Here is a 19,198-nt window from a genome sequence, read left to right on the forward strand (position 1 = left end):
GGAACTCCTGGATGCGTGTAAGGGGGTTACCCGCGGGGCTCAGCGGCTCCGTGCAGTGCTCACGGCCGGAGCGGGTGGGGCGGGAACGGCTGGCGCGGGTACCGGGGGCGGAGCTGGCGCGGTGACGCGGGCCAGGCTCTGGAGAACGGCGGAGGCCGATTGGGCCTGGATGTCCCGGACAGCGACGGCTTCGGCGATCCGGCGGGTGCCGTCGAGAAGGTGGGAGACCTCGTGGCGTCCGATCTGCCGCTCGGGGTGGACGAGTTGGGCGAGGCGGTCGCGGTGGAAGTCGATGCTGCGCTCGGCGAGGGCGAGGCCGTCGTGCATGCCGAGCAGGGCGGAGAGCATGCCGGGCGGCTGGTCCTGGGCGTGGGCTGCGAGGTCGTCGAGCGGTGAGCCGTACAGGTCCGCGATCCGTCCGGCTATCTCTGTGGACGTGAGGTGGGGCAAGCGGGGGCTTTCACGGTCGGCGGGACCGGGCCGCCCCGGCACGCTGCGGTGCCGGGGCGGCGACGGACGGCGGCGGGGTGGTGGCGACCGTCGCCTGCGTCAGGCGGACGGGGCGGGGCTGCTGGTCGGGCGGTGGCATCGTCCGCAACAGCTCGCCGAGCGCGGCGCGGTAGCCGTCGCGGGCATCGAGCGACGCCTCCAGCCACTGCGAGTCCATCCGCAGGTCGTCCGCTGACAGCTCGTTCATGTCGCGCCCTGGCGCCATCGCTTCGTGCACGCGGTCACGGACACGGGCGACCTGTTCCTCGGCCAGGACGAGGAACGACCGCAGCTCCAGCACACGGGTCAGCGCGGGCGTCGCACTGGGGCCGAACGCCGTCGCGTACAGCTCGGCGACCGGGGCTGCGAAGGACCCTTCGATCTGGTCGTCAAGGGTGCTGGATTTGAAGCGGACGCTCACAGCGCGCCCCTCCCCGCCCGCAGGACGGGCGCGGGTGCAGGTGCGACCGCCGGACGCTGCGGAGGGCTGGTCTGCACCGCCGGGCCCTTGCGAGTCCCGCGGCTGAGACGGGCGAGGCGTTCAGCGGCGAGGCCCTGCTTCCCCGGAGCGGCCGGGTCGAGAAGCCACCGCACGACCATGGCCCGGCCGTCGCGCGCGGTGACGGCTGCGTTGACGCGGTGGGCGAGGCCCATCGTGGGGTCGTCGACCTCGCTGGGCTGCGACTGCAGCGCCCCGAGCAGGTCGTTCTCCGCGCGGTCGAGCGCGGTCTGCGAACCGACGAGAAGCCCGTGCCATTTGACGACATCGGTGGCGTCGGGATGAGCGGTCGGCGCGACGGCGACGGCGGCCTTCAGCTGATCCATGCCCATCTCGAAGTGCGCTTCGATCTGCTCGGTGAGCACGCCCACGACATCCTCAAAGCCGTCGTATATGTCATCGGGCAAGGGTGAACTCCTTTCCGGGTGGCGCAGACACCTGAGAGTTCAGGGGAAGCGCCGGGCGATCAGTCAACTCAGCTGGGCAATCAGCGGGTTGCGTTGCTCCAGCTGTCAGTCGAGGCACATTCGGACGTCGCGGAAGACGTAAGTGCCGGAGACCCAGCCCTTTACGCCGGTGGTCTTGTCCGTGATGTAGAGCCAGTTCCCGCTCTTCTTGGCGACGCTGAAACGGTGGCTCTTGTAGAGCACCCCGACCGCCGTGGACTTCGTGGTGGCCTTGGACCGGATGGTCACGGCCTTGGCGTGGACCTCGTACGGGAGCGGCGGGAGGGACGAACAGCTGCTCGCACGGACGGCGGAGGCGACGGGGGCCGCGCTGGCGGCGGTGGCGGAGAGCATTGGCAGAGCGAGTGCTCCGAGCATCGCGGCGGATATGGCAATTCGGGTTGAGCGCATGCGGAAGGAACCTCCGTGCAGGCATAGGGATGGTGTGGAAAGGCGCCGCGTGTTGTTCCGGCGGCTGGATTAAGAGTCCGGAGATTCGCCGGTTTGGCTAACCGGCGATCGTCGGCTATGTTGCGGCGCGCCTGTCGGCTTTGCGGCTCAGTGCGAGCGGCCGGGAGGGCGCGGAGCGGGAGACTTCGGCAGGGCAGCGGGACGGGTAGATGACACTCCCGGGCGGACCGGTGGCAGGGGCCCGGCCGTGCCGCTGATCCGCTCCTGACACCACTGGACGGCCTCTTCGGCCGTGGCGAAACCGCCCTCGCGCAGGGTGTGCGTCCACGCCTCGGAATCGACTTCTTCGATCACGACGCGGAACGGGGAAGAAGCCCGCCCATCCAGGGCGCGCAGGGCCGCGATGGTGACCATGTCGTCTTGGCTGTCGCTGGTGTAGGAGTACCCGCACGCGAAGTGGTCTCCGTCCCCCATGAGCCGGCGCTCCAGGGCCCGCGTGGCCTCATCGGCCGGCGGGGGGCCCAGGTCGGGGTTGAGGTCGATGGCGTCGGGCGGGCAACCGCGGTTGATGAGCAAGGACTGCGCCATCGACGGCAGGGGCAGCGGGGCGTACTCGAAGCGGAAAGTCCGGGCAACCAAGTCTCGTTGGAGGTGGAGAGCGGCGATCTGCGGCTCTCCGGGAATCCCCCAGGTGACCGAGCTGTCGTGCAGGACGTAGAAGCTGTTCCCCCCGGAAGGACTGTGGTGCTCAGCCAGCGGGAGGAGCATGTCCTGGTTGAGGGAGACCGCGTGCAGGAACGCTTCCTCCACCTGATGGTCCGCAGGCTCGAAGTCATCGAGCCGGACGTCGAGTTCGGGTAGGGGCATAGATCTCCTCGTGGGCGACGGGGTTCAGCGGCGGGGCCGAGTGGGGGCAGCGGGCCAGGTGCCGGGCCTTGGTGGCGCCGGTGCAGCGGCGGGCCGGTGCCTGCGGCTGCTGGCCAGGGCGGTGCGGCCCGCGTCGGTCAGGGCGACCGGCTGCCCGGCCATCACGGAGCGCTCGGGATCCCGGGAGACCAGGCCGGCGGCTTCGAGCCGCTCTAGATGGGCGTAGGCGACCCTGGTACCGGAGGCGGTGGGGACGGACATCCGCCCGGTGATCAGGTGCGCGTGCACTTTGGCACCGCCCGCGATCGACAGCAGCGCCGCCTGGTCGGCGACCGACAGTCGCTCCGGGCCCTTCGGCTGGGATTGCTGGGCCGTGACCTGGATCGGCTCCAACGCGGCCAGCACCTGCCGTGCGGCCAAGTCGCGCACGTCGGCAGCCTCCTCCAGCTGGTCCACGGTGCGGTCGATGCGCTCGAACAGTGCGCCGTCGACGGGAAAGTCGCCGCTGGCCAGGCGGTGAAGGAGGGTGCGGTGGAAGATCACCCCTGTCTCGGCCTTGGCCAGCTCCCGGTGCCGGTCGACCAGGTCGGCGTGCGGCTCGTCGAGGATGCCGCGGTCGCGGTAGGCCCAGAGGGTGTCGACGTCCTGGCCGGTGACGACTTCGATGCGGTGGTCGAGTTGCGTTACGGAGCGCCGGGCTGCTGCCGGCAGGGGGTCTGGGGGCATAGGCGGGGGCTCCGTGCGATCAGCGGGTGTGACCGGGCGAGGGGTGGTGCGCGGGGCGGGGAAGGCCCGGCATCGCGGAGGGCGGCGGGCTGGGCCTCGGCGCGGCGCTGCGGGGGGTGAGCTGCGGGGGGCGGGAGCGTGCCGCGTGGGTGCGGGCGCTCAGCGGCCGGCGGGCCATGCCCAGGCGGCGGCCGACCTCGTCGTAGATGTCGTTGCCGGCACGGGGCCGGACCGCGACGACGTGGATCTCTCGCCGTTGCGGGGAGCCCTCGGGGGCCGAGCGGAGTCCGTAGACAACGCGCCAGTCCTTCCGGGAGTCCACGACGATCTTGCGGTAGCCCTCCAGGTCGCCCGTGAGCCGAGGCCCGAAGCGCTCCGCGTTCACGACTTCCTGCAGATAGGAGAGTGTGAGATCGCGGATGTCGCCGGGTGCCTGGAGGAGGTCGGTCAGGGCTCGGGGGTCGAAGCTCAGGCCGAAGGCCAGCTGCTGATGCCCGCCGGTCATGACGTCGGCTCGTCCGGCTCCGCGGGCTCGGCAGGCGCCCACGCGTCGGCTGTCGCCTTCTCGGTGCGCGCCGACGGCGGCGGGCCGGGAAGGAGCCGGTGGGCGGCACGGTCCGGGGAGGTCATGCAGGCCGACAGCGGCCCGCCCGGTGAACGGATCGCGGCGACGGCGTGGGTGAGGAAGTCGCGGTGCCACACGAACAGCCCTGACAGGCCGGCCTCCGGGTCTTTGTGCTGCTGGTAAGCCAGCCACAGGGCATGCAGCCAGGCCACGACGTCGTCGTGCTCCTGCCACTGCAGGCACCAGGGTGCCGCGGTGGTGACCTCCGCCCCGTAGACCGGCAGGAGGAAGTCGTCGACCCAGTCGGACAAAGCGTCAAGCTCGTCCTCGCGTTCCTCGCCGTCCAGCTCCATGATCGGGCGGGGCTCCGGTGGCGCGGCCGAGGGCGGTCCGCCGAAGCCCGGCATCCCGAACGCCGCGAACGGCGACGGGCTGCCGGGGTCCGGCGCCGACGCCAGACGGTCGAGCTGCTGCTCGTGCTGGGCCTGCCGGTCCATCAGCCGCCGGACCGTGGCCTCTACCCCTTCCGAGTCGGGATCCAGAACTCGGACTGGCTCCAGCTCCCCCTCGGGCGAGGGCTCTACGGGTTCAGGCATGAGGAGAATGGCCTCCTAGAAGGCATGGAAATGGGGATGCAGAAGTCACGACGAGTGGATCGCTCGTCGAGCCGCAATAAATGAGTGGCGGGCCGTCGCTCTGAGCCAGAGAGCGATGACCAAATCCGCAGTCGAGAAGTGCGGTTGTAGCGTCAGGTGGTGAGCACCATGTCGTCCCGGGTGAGGGTTTCGCGGATCGTCTCGGTGAGCCGGTCGGCCGCGATCGACGCGTAGTGCTCGGTCTTCTCCACCCCGATAAAGTCGCGGCCTTCCAGCAGGGCGGCGACGCCTGTGGATCCGGAGCCGGCGCAGAAGTCCAGCACCGTGCCACCCGGCGGGGCGATCTGCACCAGCTGCTGCATCACGGAGACAGGCTTCTGGGTGATGTGCTGGCGCTTGGACCCCGACGGCTGCGAGGCGCTGTAGAGACCGGGCAGATAGACCGGATTCTTAGCGGCGTCGATCTTGCCCTTGGCACCCCAGACGATGTACTCGCAGTCCTGGCGGAACTTGCCCTTCTGCGGCCTGGCCTGCGGCTTGTGCCAGGTCAGGACGCCCAGCCACAGCCACCCGGCAGCCTGGAAGGCATCTGTCGTAGCGGGGAGTTGGCGCCAGTCGGTGAACAGCAGCGCTGTGCCGCCGGTCTTCGTCATGCGGTGCGCTTCGGTCATGATCTGGGTCAGCCAGAGCGTGTACGAGCGCTGGTCCATGTTCTCGCCGGTGAAGTCGGGCAGGGAGTGCTGTGCATCGGCGGAGGTGTACTTCTGCTTCGCGGAGCGGCTCGTGCGCTCCTTCGCAGTCCGACCGCCGGAGTTGTACGGCGGGTCGGTGATGACGGAGTCGACGCAGTTGTCCGGCAGGCCGGCAAGGACGCTGAGAGCGTCGCCCTGGTGCAGGGAAAAAGGCAAAGAGGAACCCCAGTTCAGGCGTGGAAACACGGAAGGGAAAGCCCGTCTCGCAGGCGAGTCCCCGCAGGCCGGAATGGGGCATAGAGATGCCCGGGCCACAGATCGGGGAGAGCGAGGGGGAGTCCAAAAACTGTAGAGGTGAAATCGCCGACGACCAAGAAGTGTGGGCGGAGGGTGCGGTTTCCGATCCCTCGCGCCTACTTTTTGGTCAACCGCCAATTCGGGCCTACTGTTTTTGAACCGCCCGGCGCACACCGCCGCTGGCTACTTCCCACCATGCCTCTCGGAGGTTTCCCCTGCCCCGGCACACCTAGCTCTCGGCCCGGCCATGCGCGGCGAGCGGCAACTCGCCCGCACCGGCCTCCCTCGATCGCCCACCACCGGCTGCCGCGCCCTTCCACCACGCCCTGCGTACGCGGCACGCCGGACACCGCACCCCGAAGGACACGTCCATGACGTCTCTCTACCCACCCATGCCCGTAATCGCTGACACGCGAGCGGTCCGCGCCGGTTGAAGGCGCTCGCCGCCGGCATCGGCGTCGTCTTCCTCTCCCCACTCCTGCTCGCCGGAACGGCCATGATGGTGGCCTCCTCCGCCGATGCCGTGCAGACCGCAGCGTTCTCCAGCGGCTGCCTGACCGACATCGATTCCGGCGAGGTCGCCAAGCAGGTTTCCAAGATCCTCGACGGGGCGTCCGGCAAGGACGTCAAGATCAAGGGCCTGGACCTGCCGGCCGAGCAAGTCCCCAACGCGCAGACGATCGTGGCCAGCGGCATCAGCCTTGACGTGCCCAAGAAGGGCCAGATCATCGCGCTCGCTACCGCGATGCAGGAATCGCGGCTGCGCAACCTCAACTACGGAGACCGGGACTCGCTGGGCTTGTTCCAGCAGCGCCCCTCCCAGGGCTGGGGCACGGCCCAGCAGATCCGCGACCCGGTCCACGCCTCCGAGCAGTTCTACAAGCACCTGCTCAAGGTGAGCGGCTGGCAGCAGATGACCGTCACCCAGGCGGCACAGGCCGTCCAGAAATCCGGCCTCCCGGACGCGTACGCGCAGTGGGAGGGCCTGTCGACCGCGCTGCAGAAGGCCATCGCCGCCACCTTCCCGGGCGCAGGCAAGGACAAGGTCGACAAGGCGCCGGACAAGGTCAAGGAGCCGGCGGCCAGTACCACCGGCTGCGCTCCGTCCAAGGACGGCTCCGGCTTCGGCCGGATCCCCGAGGGGAGCGTCCCGAAGGGATACAAGATCCCCAAGGACGCCGACCCCAAGGCCCGCAAAGCCCTGGACTGGGCAATGCATCAGCTCGGCACGCAGTACCAGTGGGGCGGCAACTGCACCGACTCGCACGGCCCCGACCCGATGGGCCGCTGCGACTGCAGCTCGCTGATGCAGCAGGCATACGCCCACACCGGCGTCACCCTCACCCGCACCACGTACACGCAGGTCAACGAGGGCAAGCCGGTCTCGCCCAGCAAGCTCCAGCCCGGTGACCTGATCTTCAGCCGCGGCACCGCGAGCCGTCCCGAACATGTCGGCATGTACATGGGCGAGGGCCTCGTCATCGAGGCGCCGCGCACATCGAAGCCGGTCCGGATCACCCCGATCAAGGACTGGGACATTCTCGCCGCCCGCCGCGTCCTCTGACGCTGCTTCTCCCGAGCACCGCCCCGCCCGGACAGCACTCCGGGCGGGCCTGTGCCGCGGCCATCTCCCGCGCCCCGAGCGCCACTTCCCCCCTTTCTCTTCTTCCCTTCCCCGCCGGCCCCTCGCCTGGCCTGCGTATGCAAGGAGCCCCGCCACACCCATGCCCTTTCCCCTCGCAGACCGCGTTATCCAGCTCGCCTACGACCCCGGCATCAAGCCCCAGGGCGGCGGCCTGCCCGGCCTCGCCGTCCTGAAGAACGTCGTCAACAGCATCAATATGTTCGGGATCATCGCCGTCGTCGGTGCCCTCGTCGTCTCCCTCGGCGTGTGGGCCTGGGGTCACCACACCGGCGGCCACCAGGCCGAAGCCAACGGCAAGAAGGGCGCCGTCGTCGCCGCCGGCGCCGCCCTCGGCCTGGGCGCCGCGAACGGAATTGTCACGTTCTTCTCGGCGCTCGGCTCGCAGGTCCACTGATGAAGAAACGATTCCCCTCCGTCTCCCTGTCCTCCTACGGCGTTGGCTGGTCGCCCAACAAGCGCATCGCGATCGTGGTGCTGGTCGTTACCGTCCTGCTCGTCATCGCTGCCAGCGTCGCCTGGATGACCGGGAGCAACCAGCAGGGCCAGGACCACGCCGCCCCGTCTCCGGCGAGCAGCCCTTCCTCCTCCGAGGCCGCCCCGAAGCCCGCCGCCGGATCGGGGTCCGTGCCCAAGCCCCCGCCGATCGCCGAGCCCGTCGAGTACGCCAAGGCCGCGGCCCAGATGCTGTGGTCCTACGACAGCCGCAACACCAGTCGTGACCAGCAACTCGCCGGCATGCGTGCGTGGATGACCGAGGAGACCACGTACGCCGACTGGACCTCGGTCTCCGGCCAGGTCCCCGACCCGGTGCTCTGGTCTCGCATGGCCGACCAGGACCAGCACGCCACCGCGACCGTCACCGAGGGCCACTTCCCCTCCGCGTTCAAGGCGGCCCTGGCGGACGACCCGTCCGCGATCACGCAGGCATACATCTACGTCGTCACCGTCAACGGCAAGCAGCAGATCGCCTGGAAGAAGGGCGGCGGCGGCGCCGAAGAGCGCGCCGTGACCCTCGCCGTCCAGTGCCGCCCCGACCACGACTGCTCCCTGGCCGCCATCGCTCCGAACGTCACCCAGTGACCCGCGCCTGACCCAAGAAAGGAGGACTCCCCGTGGGTTTCTGTGACTTCCCCCTGGCAGACAAACTGTGCTCCGTCGGTGACGCCGTCGACTTCGCCTCCGACCCCGGCAAGGCCATCGGCGACTGGCTCGCGAAGTCAGCCGGCGAACTTGCCGCTGCGGCTGCCGACTTGGCAGCCAAGGCGGTCAACGCCACGACCAAAGTCGACCTGAACGCCGGCTGGTTCCGCGACAACTACGAGATGCTGCTGCCGCTGGGCCTGGTCCTTCTCGTCGCGACATTCTGCGCACAGCTCGTCAGAGCAGCCATCAAACGTGACGGACAGGCCCTCACCCAGGCACTGACCGGCACCATATCGGGTGTTTTGTTTGCCTTCTGTGCCATAGCCCTGACCACCGTCGCCATCGAGGTGGTCGATGCCATCTCCAACGGACTCTTCAAAACCGCGCACCTGAACATCGAGTCGGCCGTGCGCCGCATCGTGAAGGTCAACCAGATCGCCAGCCTGTCCGGGCTGGGCTGGCTCCTCCCGGTGGTCACCGGTCTCGGTGCCGCCGCCGGGGCCATCCTCTACTGGTGCGTGATGATGGTCCGCAAGGTCGGCATCCTCGTCATGGTCACCTTGGCGATCTTCGCCTCAGCAGGCGGCGGCTGGGAGGTCGCACGCCGTTGGCGCAAGGGCTGGATCGAGGCCACCGCCACGCTCGTGGTCTCCAAGCTCCTGATGACCGTGATCTTCGTGCTCGGCATCGCCGCCATGGGCAAGACCGAGGCCAAGGACGGCATCGGCGCACTGGCCGACGTCATGTCCGGCATCGTGATTATGGTCCTGGTGCTGCTCTGCCCCTACGCCGTCTTCAAATTCGTGCACTGGGCTGCCGACGGTACCGACGGCGAGTCCATCCACCGCGCCGGCGGAGCCGGAGCCCAGATCGCCAAGCAGCACGCCGAGAAGGCCGCCCGCAAGGCAGCCTCGGCAGCCGCCACCGCCGGAACCGGCGGCGCGGCAGCCGGAGCGGGCGCCGCTCCGCAGGGCCCCGACGGCGGAGGCGGCTTCCCCGGCGACATCGCCTCCAACCCGACGGACGGGGGTGGCGGCAAGGAAGGTTCACTCGGCGGCGGCACGGGCGTCTCGCCCGGCGGAGACGCCATCAAGTCCGGTGTGGAGAAGGCAGTCCAGCCCCCGCCGACGAGCGCCTCCGACGACACCAGCGGCCAGGTGGGCGGCAGCTCCGGACCCGGCGGCTCCGGAGCGAGCACCGCGTCCGGCCAGGAAGGCGGGTGGCAGACCGCCCCGCCGACCACGACCCCGCCACCCCAGGGCGCACCACCGTCCCCCGGCGCACAGAACGCCACCACCGGCGGAGCGGCTCCACCGCCGCCGCCGACCGGCGTCTGATCCTCTGTCCGCTTCCTGGGGGCGGGACGCACTCCGCGCCTCCCGCCCCCGGGCCCTACCAGAGCCCCCAGGACCTGCTACTTGACTGACCTCTCCGCCGCCCCGGTCACCGTGAAATTCCCGCACCGGTCCCGCCGCGGCATCCTCCTCGGCCTCTCCCTTCCCCAACTCATCCTCGTTTCCTGCATGTTGGCGCTGCTACTGATGACGGTGGTCTCCACCGGCCTGCTCGGCGCCGTCGCCCTGTCCCCGCTGTGTGCAGCGGCAGGTGCACTCGTCGCCATCCGCCGGCACGGCCGCTCGCTCATCGACTGGGCGCCGATCGTGGCCCGCTACGTTCAGCGCCGGCGCACCGGCCAGACGCTCTGGCTCGCCAGGCCCGTCACCCGGCCCCGCCAGGACGGCGTCCTTCACCTGCCCGGCACCGCGGCCTCCCTCAAGGTCGTCACGCCCGGCGACTCAGCCAACGGGGCCGCGGCCGTGCACGACCCGCACCGCCAGACCCTGACCGCCATCGCCCGCGTCACCAGCCGCGCCTTCGTCCTGCTCGACCCCGCCACTCAGAACCACAACGTCAACAGCTGGGGACGCGCACTGGCAGGCATCGCCCGCACCGGGCACATCGCCACCGTCCAGGTACTGGAGCGCACCGTCCCCGACAGCGGAGACACCCTCACTCGCCACTGGGCCCAGAGCGGTCAGCCCCAGGCCCCGGTCGCCGGACAGATCTACTCCGAGCTGGTCGCCTCGGCCGGCCCCGCCGCCGCGCCGCACGAGACCTACCTCGCCATCTCCCTCGACCTGAAGGCCGCCAGGCGCCTGATCTCGCAGGCAGGCGGCGGGTTGCCTGGCGCGTTCACCGTCATGGAGCAGACCACCGCGTCCATCGCCCAGGCCGCCCGGAACTCCGGACTGATGGTGGCGGGGTGGCTAAGCTCGCGGGAGATCGCCGCCGTCGTGCGCACCGCCTACGACCCCAAGGCCCTCGCCGCACTCCAGCAGTGGTCGGAGACCGGCCGCGCCGAGGCGGACCCCGCCGCCGCCGGCCCCGTCGTCCAGTTCGAGGAGTACGACCGCCTCGCCACCGACTCCGCCCGCCACGCCACGTACTGGGTGGAGAACTGGCCGAGGACCGAGATGGGAGCGGGCTTCCTTCACGGGATCATGTTCACGGCCGGAGTACGGCGCAGCCTGTCCCTTATATACGTGCCCCAGGGGCTCGAGTCCGCACTGCGGGACGTCCAGCGGAAGAAGGCTGCGATCATCGCCGACGCGAACGAGCGCGCCCGCAAGGGACAGGTCGACAGCGAAGAGGACTCCGTCGAGTACGCCGACGTCAAGACACGAGAGCGTCAGCTCATCGCCGGACACGCCGACGTCGCCCTGACCGGCCTGGTCACCGTCACCGCCGAGACCGATGCCCTCCTCGACGCCGCCTGCGCACAGATCGAGACCCACGCCGTCACCTCGGGAGTCGACCTGCGACGGCTCAACTACCAGCAGCCCGACGCCTTCGCGCTCACCGCACTGCCCCTCGCCCGGACCGCGCTGTGACCGGGGCACAGCTCACCACCGGTGCCGCTCCGCACCTGGTGGATGAGGTCTTGGCCAAGCCCGCCGCCATTCGATCGCACTGCGGCGAACCGCCACAGCCCCTGTCTCCCGGCAGGAAGGACCGCCACCTTTGACCTCTCCCACGCGTCCGAACGACGCGCATCCCTATCTCCGGGCAGCGAGCGCCGGAGTCCGCCACCACACCCGCGCCCTGGTGCAACCGGGCGCCGCCCCGGCCAAGCCAGTCGACCGTGTGCATCTCGACGTACTCCACGCCCACCTCACCGCCCTGCACCAGCTCCTCGACCGGCTCGCCGAGACCGCCCGGCCGCCGCACCCCGCCGCAGGCCGGCACCTCACCACCGCGCACACGCGCCTCTGGCAGGCCACCACCGAGATCCACTCCGCATTCCACCTACTGCCCAGCCACACGGCGCCAGAGAGTACCCAGACGAACGAATGCCATCCGGAACGGCTCCCCGAGGGACCACCCGTGCTGACTATCTGCCAGCGCCACCTCACTGCCGGACACGTCATCCGGCACAAGACCACTCCCACCGATCTCCGCTCGCACACCACGGCCTGCGTGCGATGAGCACCACCCGCAGAATCGAGGGCCCCTGATGAACCACCGGCCCGCCCGTCGAGCCCGCCGCGCCAGCGCCAGCCCCCTGTTCACCCCCCACGGAACGGACCGGGCCAGCCGCAAAGAGGCCCGCCGCCAACTCTCCGAAGCCACCGCCAAGGCCCGTGCCGAAGCAAGCACTCATCCGGCAAACGGCACTCCCGCCGAGAACAAGACTCCCGCCGCGCTCTACCCCCCGAGCGGACGCCCAGGACCCGCCTCGGCCCGCAAGAACCGGCTGAAGCTGCCCGCCCACCGCATGACGACCGCCGTGGCCGCCGGCGCCTACCCCTTCCTCGCCGAAGGGGGCCTCGGCGCCGAAGGCATCTACATCGGCCGAGACGTCCACGCCGAGGCATCGTTCGTCTTCGACCCGTTCGCCCTGTACGGCAAAATCGAAGGTTTCACCAACCCCAACATTTTGCTGGCCGGCGTGATCGGCCAGGGCAAGAGCGCCCTGGCAAAGAGCTTCGCATTGCGTTCGGTCGCCTTCGGCTACCGCGTCTACGTGCCGTGCGACCCCAAGGGCGAGTGGACGCCCGTGGCCAACGCGTTGGGGGGCACGTCCGTTGCCCTCGGCCCCGGGCTCCCCGGCAGGCTCAACCCCCTGCACGCGGCCCCACGCCCGGAGAGCATCGCCGAGGCCGACTGGGTCGGCGAGATTCGCAAGCGGCGCCTCCTCCTCCTCGGCTCCCTCGCCCGGACCGTCCTCGGCCGGGACCTGCTGCCCATGGAACACACCGCCCTGGACATCGCCCTCGACACCGTCGTCACCCATGCCACCGACACCGGCCGCACCCCGCTCCTCGGGGACGTCGCCGCCACCCTCAACAACCCCGTCGCGCTCGACGAGGCCGCCGGGATGATGTCAGGACGACTCGGTGACGCAGCCCGAGACCTGGCCCACGCCATGCGGCGTCTGATTCACGGTGACTTGGCCGGCATGTTCGACGCCCCCTCCACCGTGGCCTTCGATCCCAACGCGCCGATGCTCACCATCGACCTGTCCCGACTCGGCGGCTCCGGCGACGACACCGCGCTCGTCCTGGCGATGACCTGCGCCTCCGCCTGGATGGAATCCGCCCTCACCGACCCCAACGGCGGGCGGCGCTGGATCGTGTACGACGAGGCATGGCGCCTGATGCGCCACGCCGGCCTCCTGCAACGCATGCAGGCCCAGTGGAAGCTGAGCCGCGGCCTCGGCATCGCCAACCTCATGGTCATCCACCGGCTGTCCGACCTGCTCACCGCAGGCGACGCCGGTTCGCAAGGCCGCGCGCTCGCCGAGGGCCTCCTCGCCGACTGCAGCACCCGCATCATCTACCGCCAGGAAACCGACCAACTTCACGCTGCGGCCTCGCTGCTCGGCCTGACGTCCGTGGAGATGGACGCCATCGCGCACCTCAACCGGGGCCGCGGGCTCTGGAAAGTCGCCGGACGATCTTTCATCGTGCAGCACCTCCTGCACAGCCACGAGCTGGCGCTCTTCGACACCGACGCCCGCATGCATTGAAAAGCAAAGGGGCTCATGAATCCCGATATCCAGCGCGAACTGATACCTCGCGACGACACCCTCCAACTTATCGGAGCACTCGACGAGATGAGGGCCAAACTCGCTGGCTCCTCCGAACAGTGGCACCTGCTGGACGACACCGGTCACGTGCCCGCCTCGGCCTCATACGCCGACCTGATCCAGCACTCCGAAATCGCACAGTCCCTCGCCCACGGCGTTGTCCAAATGGTCGGCGAGTTCGCCCGGACCCCGCACAGCACGAATCGAGCAGGCAGCACCGTCCTCACCCACCTCGCGACGGCCGCCACCATGTCGAGCTACGCAGCCCCGCACTTTGCCGACACTGCAGAAGCCGCTCTGGCCCTACCCCAGTCCCGCGACAATCAGTTCCTGGAAAACCGCATGGCCGTGCACCACGCCACAGCCCGTGCCTCTGCGGCGGTCGTCGGAATCGCTCCGTGACGCGGTCAAGGAACTCCACGCCCACCTCGACCTCCACCGCTTCTTCCCGACGTACACCCTCCAGGAAGCAGTAACGCCTCCGCCGCCAAGGCCGAGCACGCGCCACCGATAGCCCGCGCTAGTGCCGATGCCGGCGCCATACAGCCAAGGAGCACCCTGAACCGCCCCGCCCATTACAGCGACGCAGACTGGGCCGAGTACCAGCAGTGCCAAGCCGAACACGATGACCTGATGGATCAGGTCGCCGGCCGCGAAGCGCAGATGGAACACGGCCTGATCGACACGTACGACGAGTACGAATTCGACTTCTCCCCGCTACCACCGCCGCAGCAACCGCCGCAGCCTGCACGCCGGATACCGTCCCTGCGACGTACGCGTGCCCCGCATGGGAGCAACCGTGCCCGCTGACCGTCAGGGCACCCCGTACGCCGTCCGCGCTGGTACGCGCGACATGCCGGGTGATGCTTCTCCGCTCGCTCCGCTCCCCGACCACCGCGATGTGCACACCTCTCGGTGGCAGGTGCTGTGGCAGCGTCACGCGCACCTCACCACACCCTTGCGGCAGCGCGGGCTGGAGTGCGACATCGAGTTCGGCCTCAGCGCCTACATCGTCCGCGTGTCGCTCCCCGACGACAGCTACCTGATCATCAGCCCGCCGCAGGAGCCTCCTTCGGACCGTCTGCCGGGGGACCCGGAGGGGTGGATCGTGACCCGCCAGCACACCGAGCGCCATGAGCTGTTCGAGTTGATCTACGACTCGGTCCCCTCCACCGATCCCAGCGCCCCGGAGCGGCCCGAAGCACGCCACGGTGGCAGTGCCTCGCACCTGATCGAGGCCGTCGACCAGCGGCTCATCCAGCTCGGGCTGCTCGCCGTTCCTCCCTCGTCGGCCGGAGACCCGCTCGTGTCGGCAGCCAAGCAGCGCGGCGCTCACCAAGCCCAGCACGGTGCGGCCGGGAAGGAGCAACGCGGCGCCTACCTCTACGGCGACGCTCTCCTCGCTCTCACCGACCGGCTCAACGGAACCGACTCGCATGTGGAGGCCGCCGAGCTGCTGCACCAGATCCTGGACCCGACGGACGGCCTGCTGGAGCGGCTCGGTGAATTCTTCGAAGCAGCCGGGGAGAAGGCAAAGGAAGCTGAGGAGGAGGACGGCTTCGATCTGTCGTACGACTTCGCGGACGCCGCTGCCGAGATCAGGAACCTCGGGGAGGTGCTGCACGTGGCCGAGGAACGGATGCGCTCCCTTACCGCACCCCCGCAGCCCCACCGGCCAGCAGCACTCTCGACCCACGCGCCAGCCCTGCCGCTTCTCGCCCTTCCTCCCGCCCGTCCACGGCACACACGCTGATGCCGCATCCCAGCCTCGTCGCCCCCCAGGAGCCCATGCCCACGCGACGCACCGACCTCTCCGCCTTCGCCGCCGGCCTCGCTGAGCGCCTGCCCGGCGCCTGGACCAGCACGTACCAGCGCCACGCGGAGTACAAGGATCAGTTCCCCACCACCAACCAGCTCTGGGATTCCGGCCACGTCGGCTACGTCGTCAGCACGTACGTTCTCGCGCACGACGCCGTTCTGCATGGCCCCGAGAACCAGCGGCTCTACGTCAGCGACAGGCCCCGGTTTCCGCGACAGTTCGTCGTCGCCCCGCTCGAACCCGACGACGATGACCTCAAGCCCCATCATTTCGACGAGGTCGAGGAACCCCACGGCATCGCCGTCGCCAACGACCCCGCGCGTGCCGCCGCTGACGTCATCCGCCGGGTACTGCCCCGATACGAGCAGGCTCTGCATGTGCTGTTCCGCTACGCGGTGGACCAACCCGAACCCCCGCACCGCCCCGCCCCGCCACAGGTCGCCCAGGTCCTCACCCTGACGATGTACGACGACGGAGCCCTGGGCGCTCCGTACCAAAGCGTGCCGCCTGATGCCCGTACGACGCTGTACGACGCCGGCTTCAATTACCACCCGCACCAGGCAGCGTTCCTCCTGTCCGCCGAACTCGGCGAGAGCGTGCACGCACTCCGCGTCCAGGCCGTGGCCCAACAGCTCACCGCCAAGGGCATCGGCGTGAACCTCCGCCACTGCGCACCCCGTACCAGCCCCGGGCTTCCGCCTGCGCCACCGCAGACCGCCCGCGCGCACCACCGTTGATCCAGACCGCACGTGCCCCACGGAGTTCCCCTGCTTTCCGAATACGACGCCATGAGCCAGCTGCGCGGCGTGGCCGAGCGCCTCCACCGGGCGGCCGACGAGATGCCGCTCACCGGCATATCGCAGTTCCCCCGCGACAACCTCGACGAACTGGACGAAAGCGCCCGCGAGATCGCCGGACTGTTCATCCACATCGCGACCGCCGCCGCGTACGCCGACCGTGAGACGACCGGCCGCCCAGCACAGACGGACGAGGCAACTCAGCGCCGGGTCACCGCACTGACGCGCGTCATGGGCACGGTGGGACGAGCCCTCGCCGACCTCGGTGAAGCCGTCGCCCACGCCGGCGGCCTGCACCAGGTTGCCCGCCTGCCCCGCTCTTCGGAACGCGCCAAAACCGAGCGTTCCCTGCGCACCGCACTCGACGACCGGCTCGACAGCGCCCGCCGTCACCTCCACGAGGCGGGCCGCCAGCTCTACGCCGACGCCGAACGGCTCACCCCGCCGCGCACCCCCCGCAGCGCCCAAGCTCCGTCCTCTGGACTTGTAGCCCCACGGCCCGCCACGCCGACGGCCACCCCCCGCACTCACTGATCACCGACCTGAAGAACTCTGGAGCCCCCATCCGTACTGCCCGTCGCACCCTGCCGCTGCTCGGCTCCGCCGTCGCTCTCGCCCTGGCTCTGACCAGCTGCGCCAACGACAGCGACAGCCAGGGCAACGAGAAGGCCACCAGCGCCCGCACCGCGCCGAACCCGACGCCCGCCCTCAGTACCACCCAGGCCCGGGACGTCATCACCCACTACGCAAAGATCAACAACGAGGCCAACGCCACACGCGACCGCGCCCTGCTCGACACTGCCGAGGACGGCCCGCTGTACGCGATGTCCGTCTCGGACTACACCGAGACCGAGGGCCTGCCCAAGGCTGACCGCAAGCCGTACAAGCCGTGGTCCTACGACACCGCGAGCGCCAAGCTGTACATCCCGCGGCTGACCCCGGGACAGGACCGCTGGTTCGCTGCCGCACTCTCGGACCAGAAGGGCAAGGCACCCTCGCGCCTGGCCGTGTTCGCCGAACGACCCCAGCACAAGCGCTGGGAGCTGGTCTCCGTCGTCGACCCTGAAAGCAAGAAGCTGCCCGACGTCGCCCTCGACCAGGACGGCTACGCAACGGCCGTCGCCGCCAACGGCAACAAACAGCTGGCAGCCGGCGCTGACCTTCTGCGGTCCGCGGTCCTCGACAACTTCGCCACCGGCGGCATGAATACCGGCACGAAGGTCTTCGAGCCGACCGTGGCGAGCAAGCAGCAGATCGAGGTCCACGACAAGACCGGCACCCGGTACGGAGACCAGGGCACCACCGTCTTCGCCGGTGCCGCCAACCGCTACAAGGACGCCTACGCGCTCAAAACGAGCGACGGCGGCGCCCTGATCCTCTTCTCCCACACGCACACCCAGACCGACGCCGTCGCGCACTCCGGCCTCCAGATCAACCCCGGCAAGGACGACCGGGCCTGGCTCCACGGCGTGCCGCGCAGCTCCATCCAGTACACGTTCGTGTGCAACGACGCCGCCACCGTCCCCGCGAAGGCCGCCCCGTCCCGGCTGATCGGCTACAGCTGCGCGCGCACCGACGCCTCCGGCCCGCCGGTCGCTTCCGGATGGTCGGACCGCGCGTAGGCCATCCCCTCACCCCAGGGCCGAATCGGGCCCGGCTTCCCCCAACCGTCCGGGGCCCCGCCCGCTGGTCCGGGCCCCGGACGGCAGCCCACGGAGATGCCCTTGCCCCACCACGACCTCACCGCATTCGTCCAGGCCGTCGGCGCCCGGCTGCCCGGCCGCTGGCAGGCCGACGCCCACCCCACGTCACTGGCAGAAGACCCGGCCAGCGACCACATCTGGGACTCCGGCCCCCTCGCCTACACCGCGCACCGCAGCTCCCCGGCCCACCGGTCGGTCCTCACTTCGGCCAGCGGAATCCAGCTGTACGTCGCTGAACACCCCTCCCGAAGAGACCAGTTCGTCGTGGCGCCGATGCTCCCCGCAGGGACCAGCCACGACCACACTGTCGGGGTCGCCGTCCCGAAGGCCGTCACGGTTCCCGCCGATCCGGTGCGCGCCGCCGCTCTGGTCCGCCGCCGTCAGCTGTTCGACTACCGCGTCGCGTCGATGATGGCGCAGAGCAGAGCTGGCGCCGGACCGCACCTGCCCGTCGACATCACCCTCGGCACCGACGGCAGGCCCCGCGTGACCACGGTCTACGCGCGCGCCCTGTACGAACTCCTGGGGAGAGAAGGCTTCCTCCTCGACCCCGCGTCCGGCGAGTGCTACCTGCCCGAGACCGTCGAGGACAGCATTCCCCGAACCCGCCAGGCCGCGCAGCGGCTGGCCGACATCGGTTTCAGCCCCACGTTTCCGGAAGGCGACAACAACGCTGCCTCCGCCAGCGGAACGCAGGGCTTCTCTTCCTCCGCTCCGGCCGGCCCGCCTCCGCTCACTCCGGCCCGCACGCGCCGTGCATCGCGCTGACCGACTCCGAACGCCAACATCCCGACTGTGGAGACCTCTCTGTCCACTCGATCCTTCATCGCCCGCCCCACCCACCCCCTGCACTACAGCGGTATCCAAGTCCGCCTCGACGGAGTACCCAGCCACCATCTCCCCTTGCTCCTGACCGCGTACCAGCACAAGTTCGGGCGCGACCTAGAGGCCATGTCCTGCCACCTTGTCGACAATGTCGCCATCGGCTGGGACCAGCTGGGAACCGATCTCCTCGACGACGCCCCGCCCGCGCTCATAGCCGCGCTGACCGGCGGTGAGCAGTGGCCCAGCCGCACGCTGAACCTGATCACCCCGAACGGGGCCCCACCGGTGCGCATGACGGTCACCGAATACACCGCTGACGCCCAGGACATGCAGTGGGGCTACATCCTGCACAGGGAAGGCATCGAAGTGGTCAGCCTGCTCCACGAAGACCTCGGCCCGCTCGTGGACTGGTCCACCGACCCTCGCACCGTCTTCAGCGACGACCCGGAGCACTGGTCCTCCCTCGAGCCCGCACCGGTCATCCAGGCCGTCCGCAGCGCGGCGCCCCAGAACGCACCTGTCGCGGTCCCCGCGACGGCCAGCCCTCAGCGCACCGCCGCGCACCGCTAGTCGCCCCTTCGTCTCCGGA

General features: G+C 69.9%; 24 protein-coding genes. 15 read left to right on the top strand and 9 right to left on the bottom strand.

Annotation, left to right across the window (positions count from 1 at the left end; translation table 11 throughout):
- Nucleotides 1–39: 39 nt before the first annotated feature.
- The 9 genes from QMK30_RS24725 to QMK30_RS24765 form a co-directional block, all read right to left on the bottom strand.
- Entirely contained in the window at nucleotides 40–450 is a 411-nt protein-coding gene (locus QMK30_RS24725) for a hypothetical protein (protein ID WP_185298078.1), read from the bottom strand.
- Between the two features lie 10 nt (nucleotides 451–460).
- The gene (locus tag QMK30_RS24730; RefSeq protein ID WP_283520514.1) at nucleotides 461–910 is read right to left on the bottom strand and encodes a hypothetical protein; all 450 of its coding nucleotides are present in this window, start codon (nucleotides 908–910) and stop codon (nucleotides 461–463) included.
- Complete coding sequence (locus QMK30_RS24735; protein WP_185298080.1) at nucleotides 907–1,395, bottom strand: hypothetical protein; 489 nt, start codon at nucleotides 1,393–1,395, stop codon at nucleotides 907–909. Before QMK30_RS24735 ends, QMK30_RS24730 begins: the two co-directional genes overlap by 4 nt.
- 105 nt (nucleotides 1,396–1,500) lie before the next feature.
- Nucleotides 1,501–1,845, bottom strand: a complete 345-nt coding sequence (locus QMK30_RS24740; RefSeq protein WP_502963214.1) for an SH3 domain-containing protein — start codon at nucleotides 1,843–1,845, stop codon at nucleotides 1,501–1,503.
- A 147-nt stretch (nucleotides 1,846–1,992) separates the two neighbouring features.
- Nucleotides 1,993–2,712 (bottom strand): hypothetical protein, encoded by a 720-nt coding sequence (locus tag QMK30_RS24745; protein WP_283520515.1) that lies wholly within the window; start codon nucleotides 2,710–2,712, stop codon nucleotides 1,993–1,995.
- A gap of 24 nt (nucleotides 2,713–2,736) precedes the next feature.
- Nucleotides 2,737–3,438, bottom strand: a complete 702-nt coding sequence (locus QMK30_RS24750) for a hypothetical protein (protein WP_283520516.1) — start codon at nucleotides 3,436–3,438, stop codon at nucleotides 2,737–2,739.
- Nucleotides 3,439–3,457: 19 nt separating this feature from the next.
- A complete protein-coding gene (locus tag QMK30_RS24755) occupies nucleotides 3,458–3,943 on the bottom strand; it encodes a hypothetical protein (RefSeq protein ID WP_283520517.1) in 486 nt (161 codons plus the stop codon).
- Entirely contained in the window at nucleotides 3,940–4,599 is a 660-nt protein-coding gene (locus tag QMK30_RS24760; RefSeq protein WP_502963215.1) for a DUF4913 domain-containing protein, read from the bottom strand. The genes QMK30_RS24755 and QMK30_RS24760 overlap by 4 nt, the downstream gene beginning before the upstream one ends.
- Before the next feature lie 152 nt (nucleotides 4,600–4,751).
- Complete coding sequence (locus QMK30_RS24765; protein WP_185298085.1) at nucleotides 4,752–5,507, bottom strand: DNA-methyltransferase; 756 nt, start codon at nucleotides 5,505–5,507, stop codon at nucleotides 4,752–4,754.
- A 511-nt stretch (nucleotides 5,508–6,018) separates the two neighbouring features.
- Here QMK30_RS24765 and QMK30_RS24770 point away from each other — a divergent pair.
- From QMK30_RS24770 to QMK30_RS24840, 15 genes are all read left to right on the top strand, one after another.
- A complete protein-coding gene (locus tag QMK30_RS24770) occupies nucleotides 6,019–7,152 on the top strand; it encodes a C40 family peptidase (protein WP_283520518.1) in 1,134 nt (377 codons plus the stop codon).
- Nucleotides 7,153–7,312: 160 nt separating this feature from the next.
- A complete protein-coding gene (locus QMK30_RS24775; protein WP_283520519.1) occupies nucleotides 7,313–7,627 on the top strand; it encodes a DUF6112 family protein in 315 nt (104 codons plus the stop codon).
- A complete protein-coding gene (locus QMK30_RS24780; RefSeq protein WP_283520520.1) occupies nucleotides 7,627–8,313 on the top strand; it encodes a hypothetical protein in 687 nt (228 codons plus the stop codon). Before QMK30_RS24775 ends, QMK30_RS24780 begins: the two co-directional genes overlap by 1 nt.
- A 32-nt stretch (nucleotides 8,314–8,345) precedes the next feature.
- Nucleotides 8,346–9,713 (top strand): SCO6881 family protein, encoded by a 1,368-nt coding sequence (locus tag QMK30_RS24785; protein ID WP_283520521.1) that lies wholly within the window; start codon nucleotides 8,346–8,348, stop codon nucleotides 9,711–9,713.
- A gap of 81 nt (nucleotides 9,714–9,794) precedes the next feature.
- The gene (locus tag QMK30_RS24790) at nucleotides 9,795–11,267 is read left to right on the top strand and encodes an SCO6880 family protein (RefSeq protein WP_283520522.1); all 1,473 of its coding nucleotides are present in this window, start codon (nucleotides 9,795–9,797) and stop codon (nucleotides 11,265–11,267) included.
- 130 nt (nucleotides 11,268–11,397) lie between these two features.
- On the top strand, nucleotides 11,398–11,862 hold the full coding sequence (locus QMK30_RS24795) for a DUF6238 family protein (protein WP_283520523.1): 465 nt from the start codon (nucleotides 11,398–11,400) through the stop codon (nucleotides 11,860–11,862).
- A gap of 28 nt (nucleotides 11,863–11,890) precedes the next feature.
- A complete protein-coding gene (locus tag QMK30_RS24800) occupies nucleotides 11,891–13,405 on the top strand; it encodes a VirB4 family type IV secretion system protein (RefSeq protein WP_283520524.1) in 1,515 nt (504 codons plus the stop codon).
- Between the two features lie 15 nt (nucleotides 13,406–13,420).
- On the top strand, nucleotides 13,421–13,867 hold the full coding sequence (locus tag QMK30_RS24805; RefSeq protein WP_283520525.1) for a hypothetical protein: 447 nt from the start codon (nucleotides 13,421–13,423) through the stop codon (nucleotides 13,865–13,867).
- Between the two features lie 231 nt (nucleotides 13,868–14,098).
- Complete coding sequence (locus QMK30_RS24810) at nucleotides 14,099–14,275, top strand: hypothetical protein (protein WP_283520526.1); 177 nt, start codon at nucleotides 14,099–14,101, stop codon at nucleotides 14,273–14,275.
- Entirely contained in the window at nucleotides 14,265–15,218 is a 954-nt protein-coding gene (locus QMK30_RS24815) for a hypothetical protein (RefSeq protein WP_502963216.1), read from the top strand. Before QMK30_RS24810 ends, QMK30_RS24815 begins: the two co-directional genes overlap by 11 nt.
- A 35-nt stretch (nucleotides 15,219–15,253) precedes the next feature.
- Complete coding sequence (locus tag QMK30_RS24820; RefSeq protein WP_283520527.1) at nucleotides 15,254–16,021, top strand: hypothetical protein; 768 nt, start codon at nucleotides 15,254–15,256, stop codon at nucleotides 16,019–16,021.
- A 51-nt stretch (nucleotides 16,022–16,072) separates the two neighbouring features.
- Complete coding sequence (locus QMK30_RS24825) at nucleotides 16,073–16,615, top strand: hypothetical protein (RefSeq protein WP_283520528.1); 543 nt, start codon at nucleotides 16,073–16,075, stop codon at nucleotides 16,613–16,615.
- Nucleotides 16,616–16,704: 89 nt separating this feature from the next.
- Entirely contained in the window at nucleotides 16,705–17,703 is a 999-nt protein-coding gene (locus QMK30_RS24830) for a DUF8094 domain-containing protein (RefSeq protein ID WP_502963220.1), read from the top strand.
- Between the two features lie 102 nt (nucleotides 17,704–17,805).
- Complete coding sequence (locus tag QMK30_RS24835) at nucleotides 17,806–18,552, top strand: hypothetical protein (protein ID WP_283520530.1); 747 nt, start codon at nucleotides 17,806–17,808, stop codon at nucleotides 18,550–18,552.
- A gap of 18 nt (nucleotides 18,553–18,570) precedes the next feature.
- Nucleotides 18,571–19,179: a hypothetical protein gene (locus QMK30_RS24840; protein WP_502963221.1), complete on the top strand. Its 609-nt coding sequence runs from the start codon at nucleotides 18,571–18,573 to the stop codon at nucleotides 19,177–19,179.
- The last annotated feature ends 19 nt before the right edge of the window (nucleotides 19,180–19,198 follow it).

Source organism: Streptomyces sp. H27-C3, from assembly GCF_030063415.1.
GTDB lineage: Bacteria > Actinomycetota > Actinomycetes > Streptomycetales > Streptomycetaceae > Streptomyces.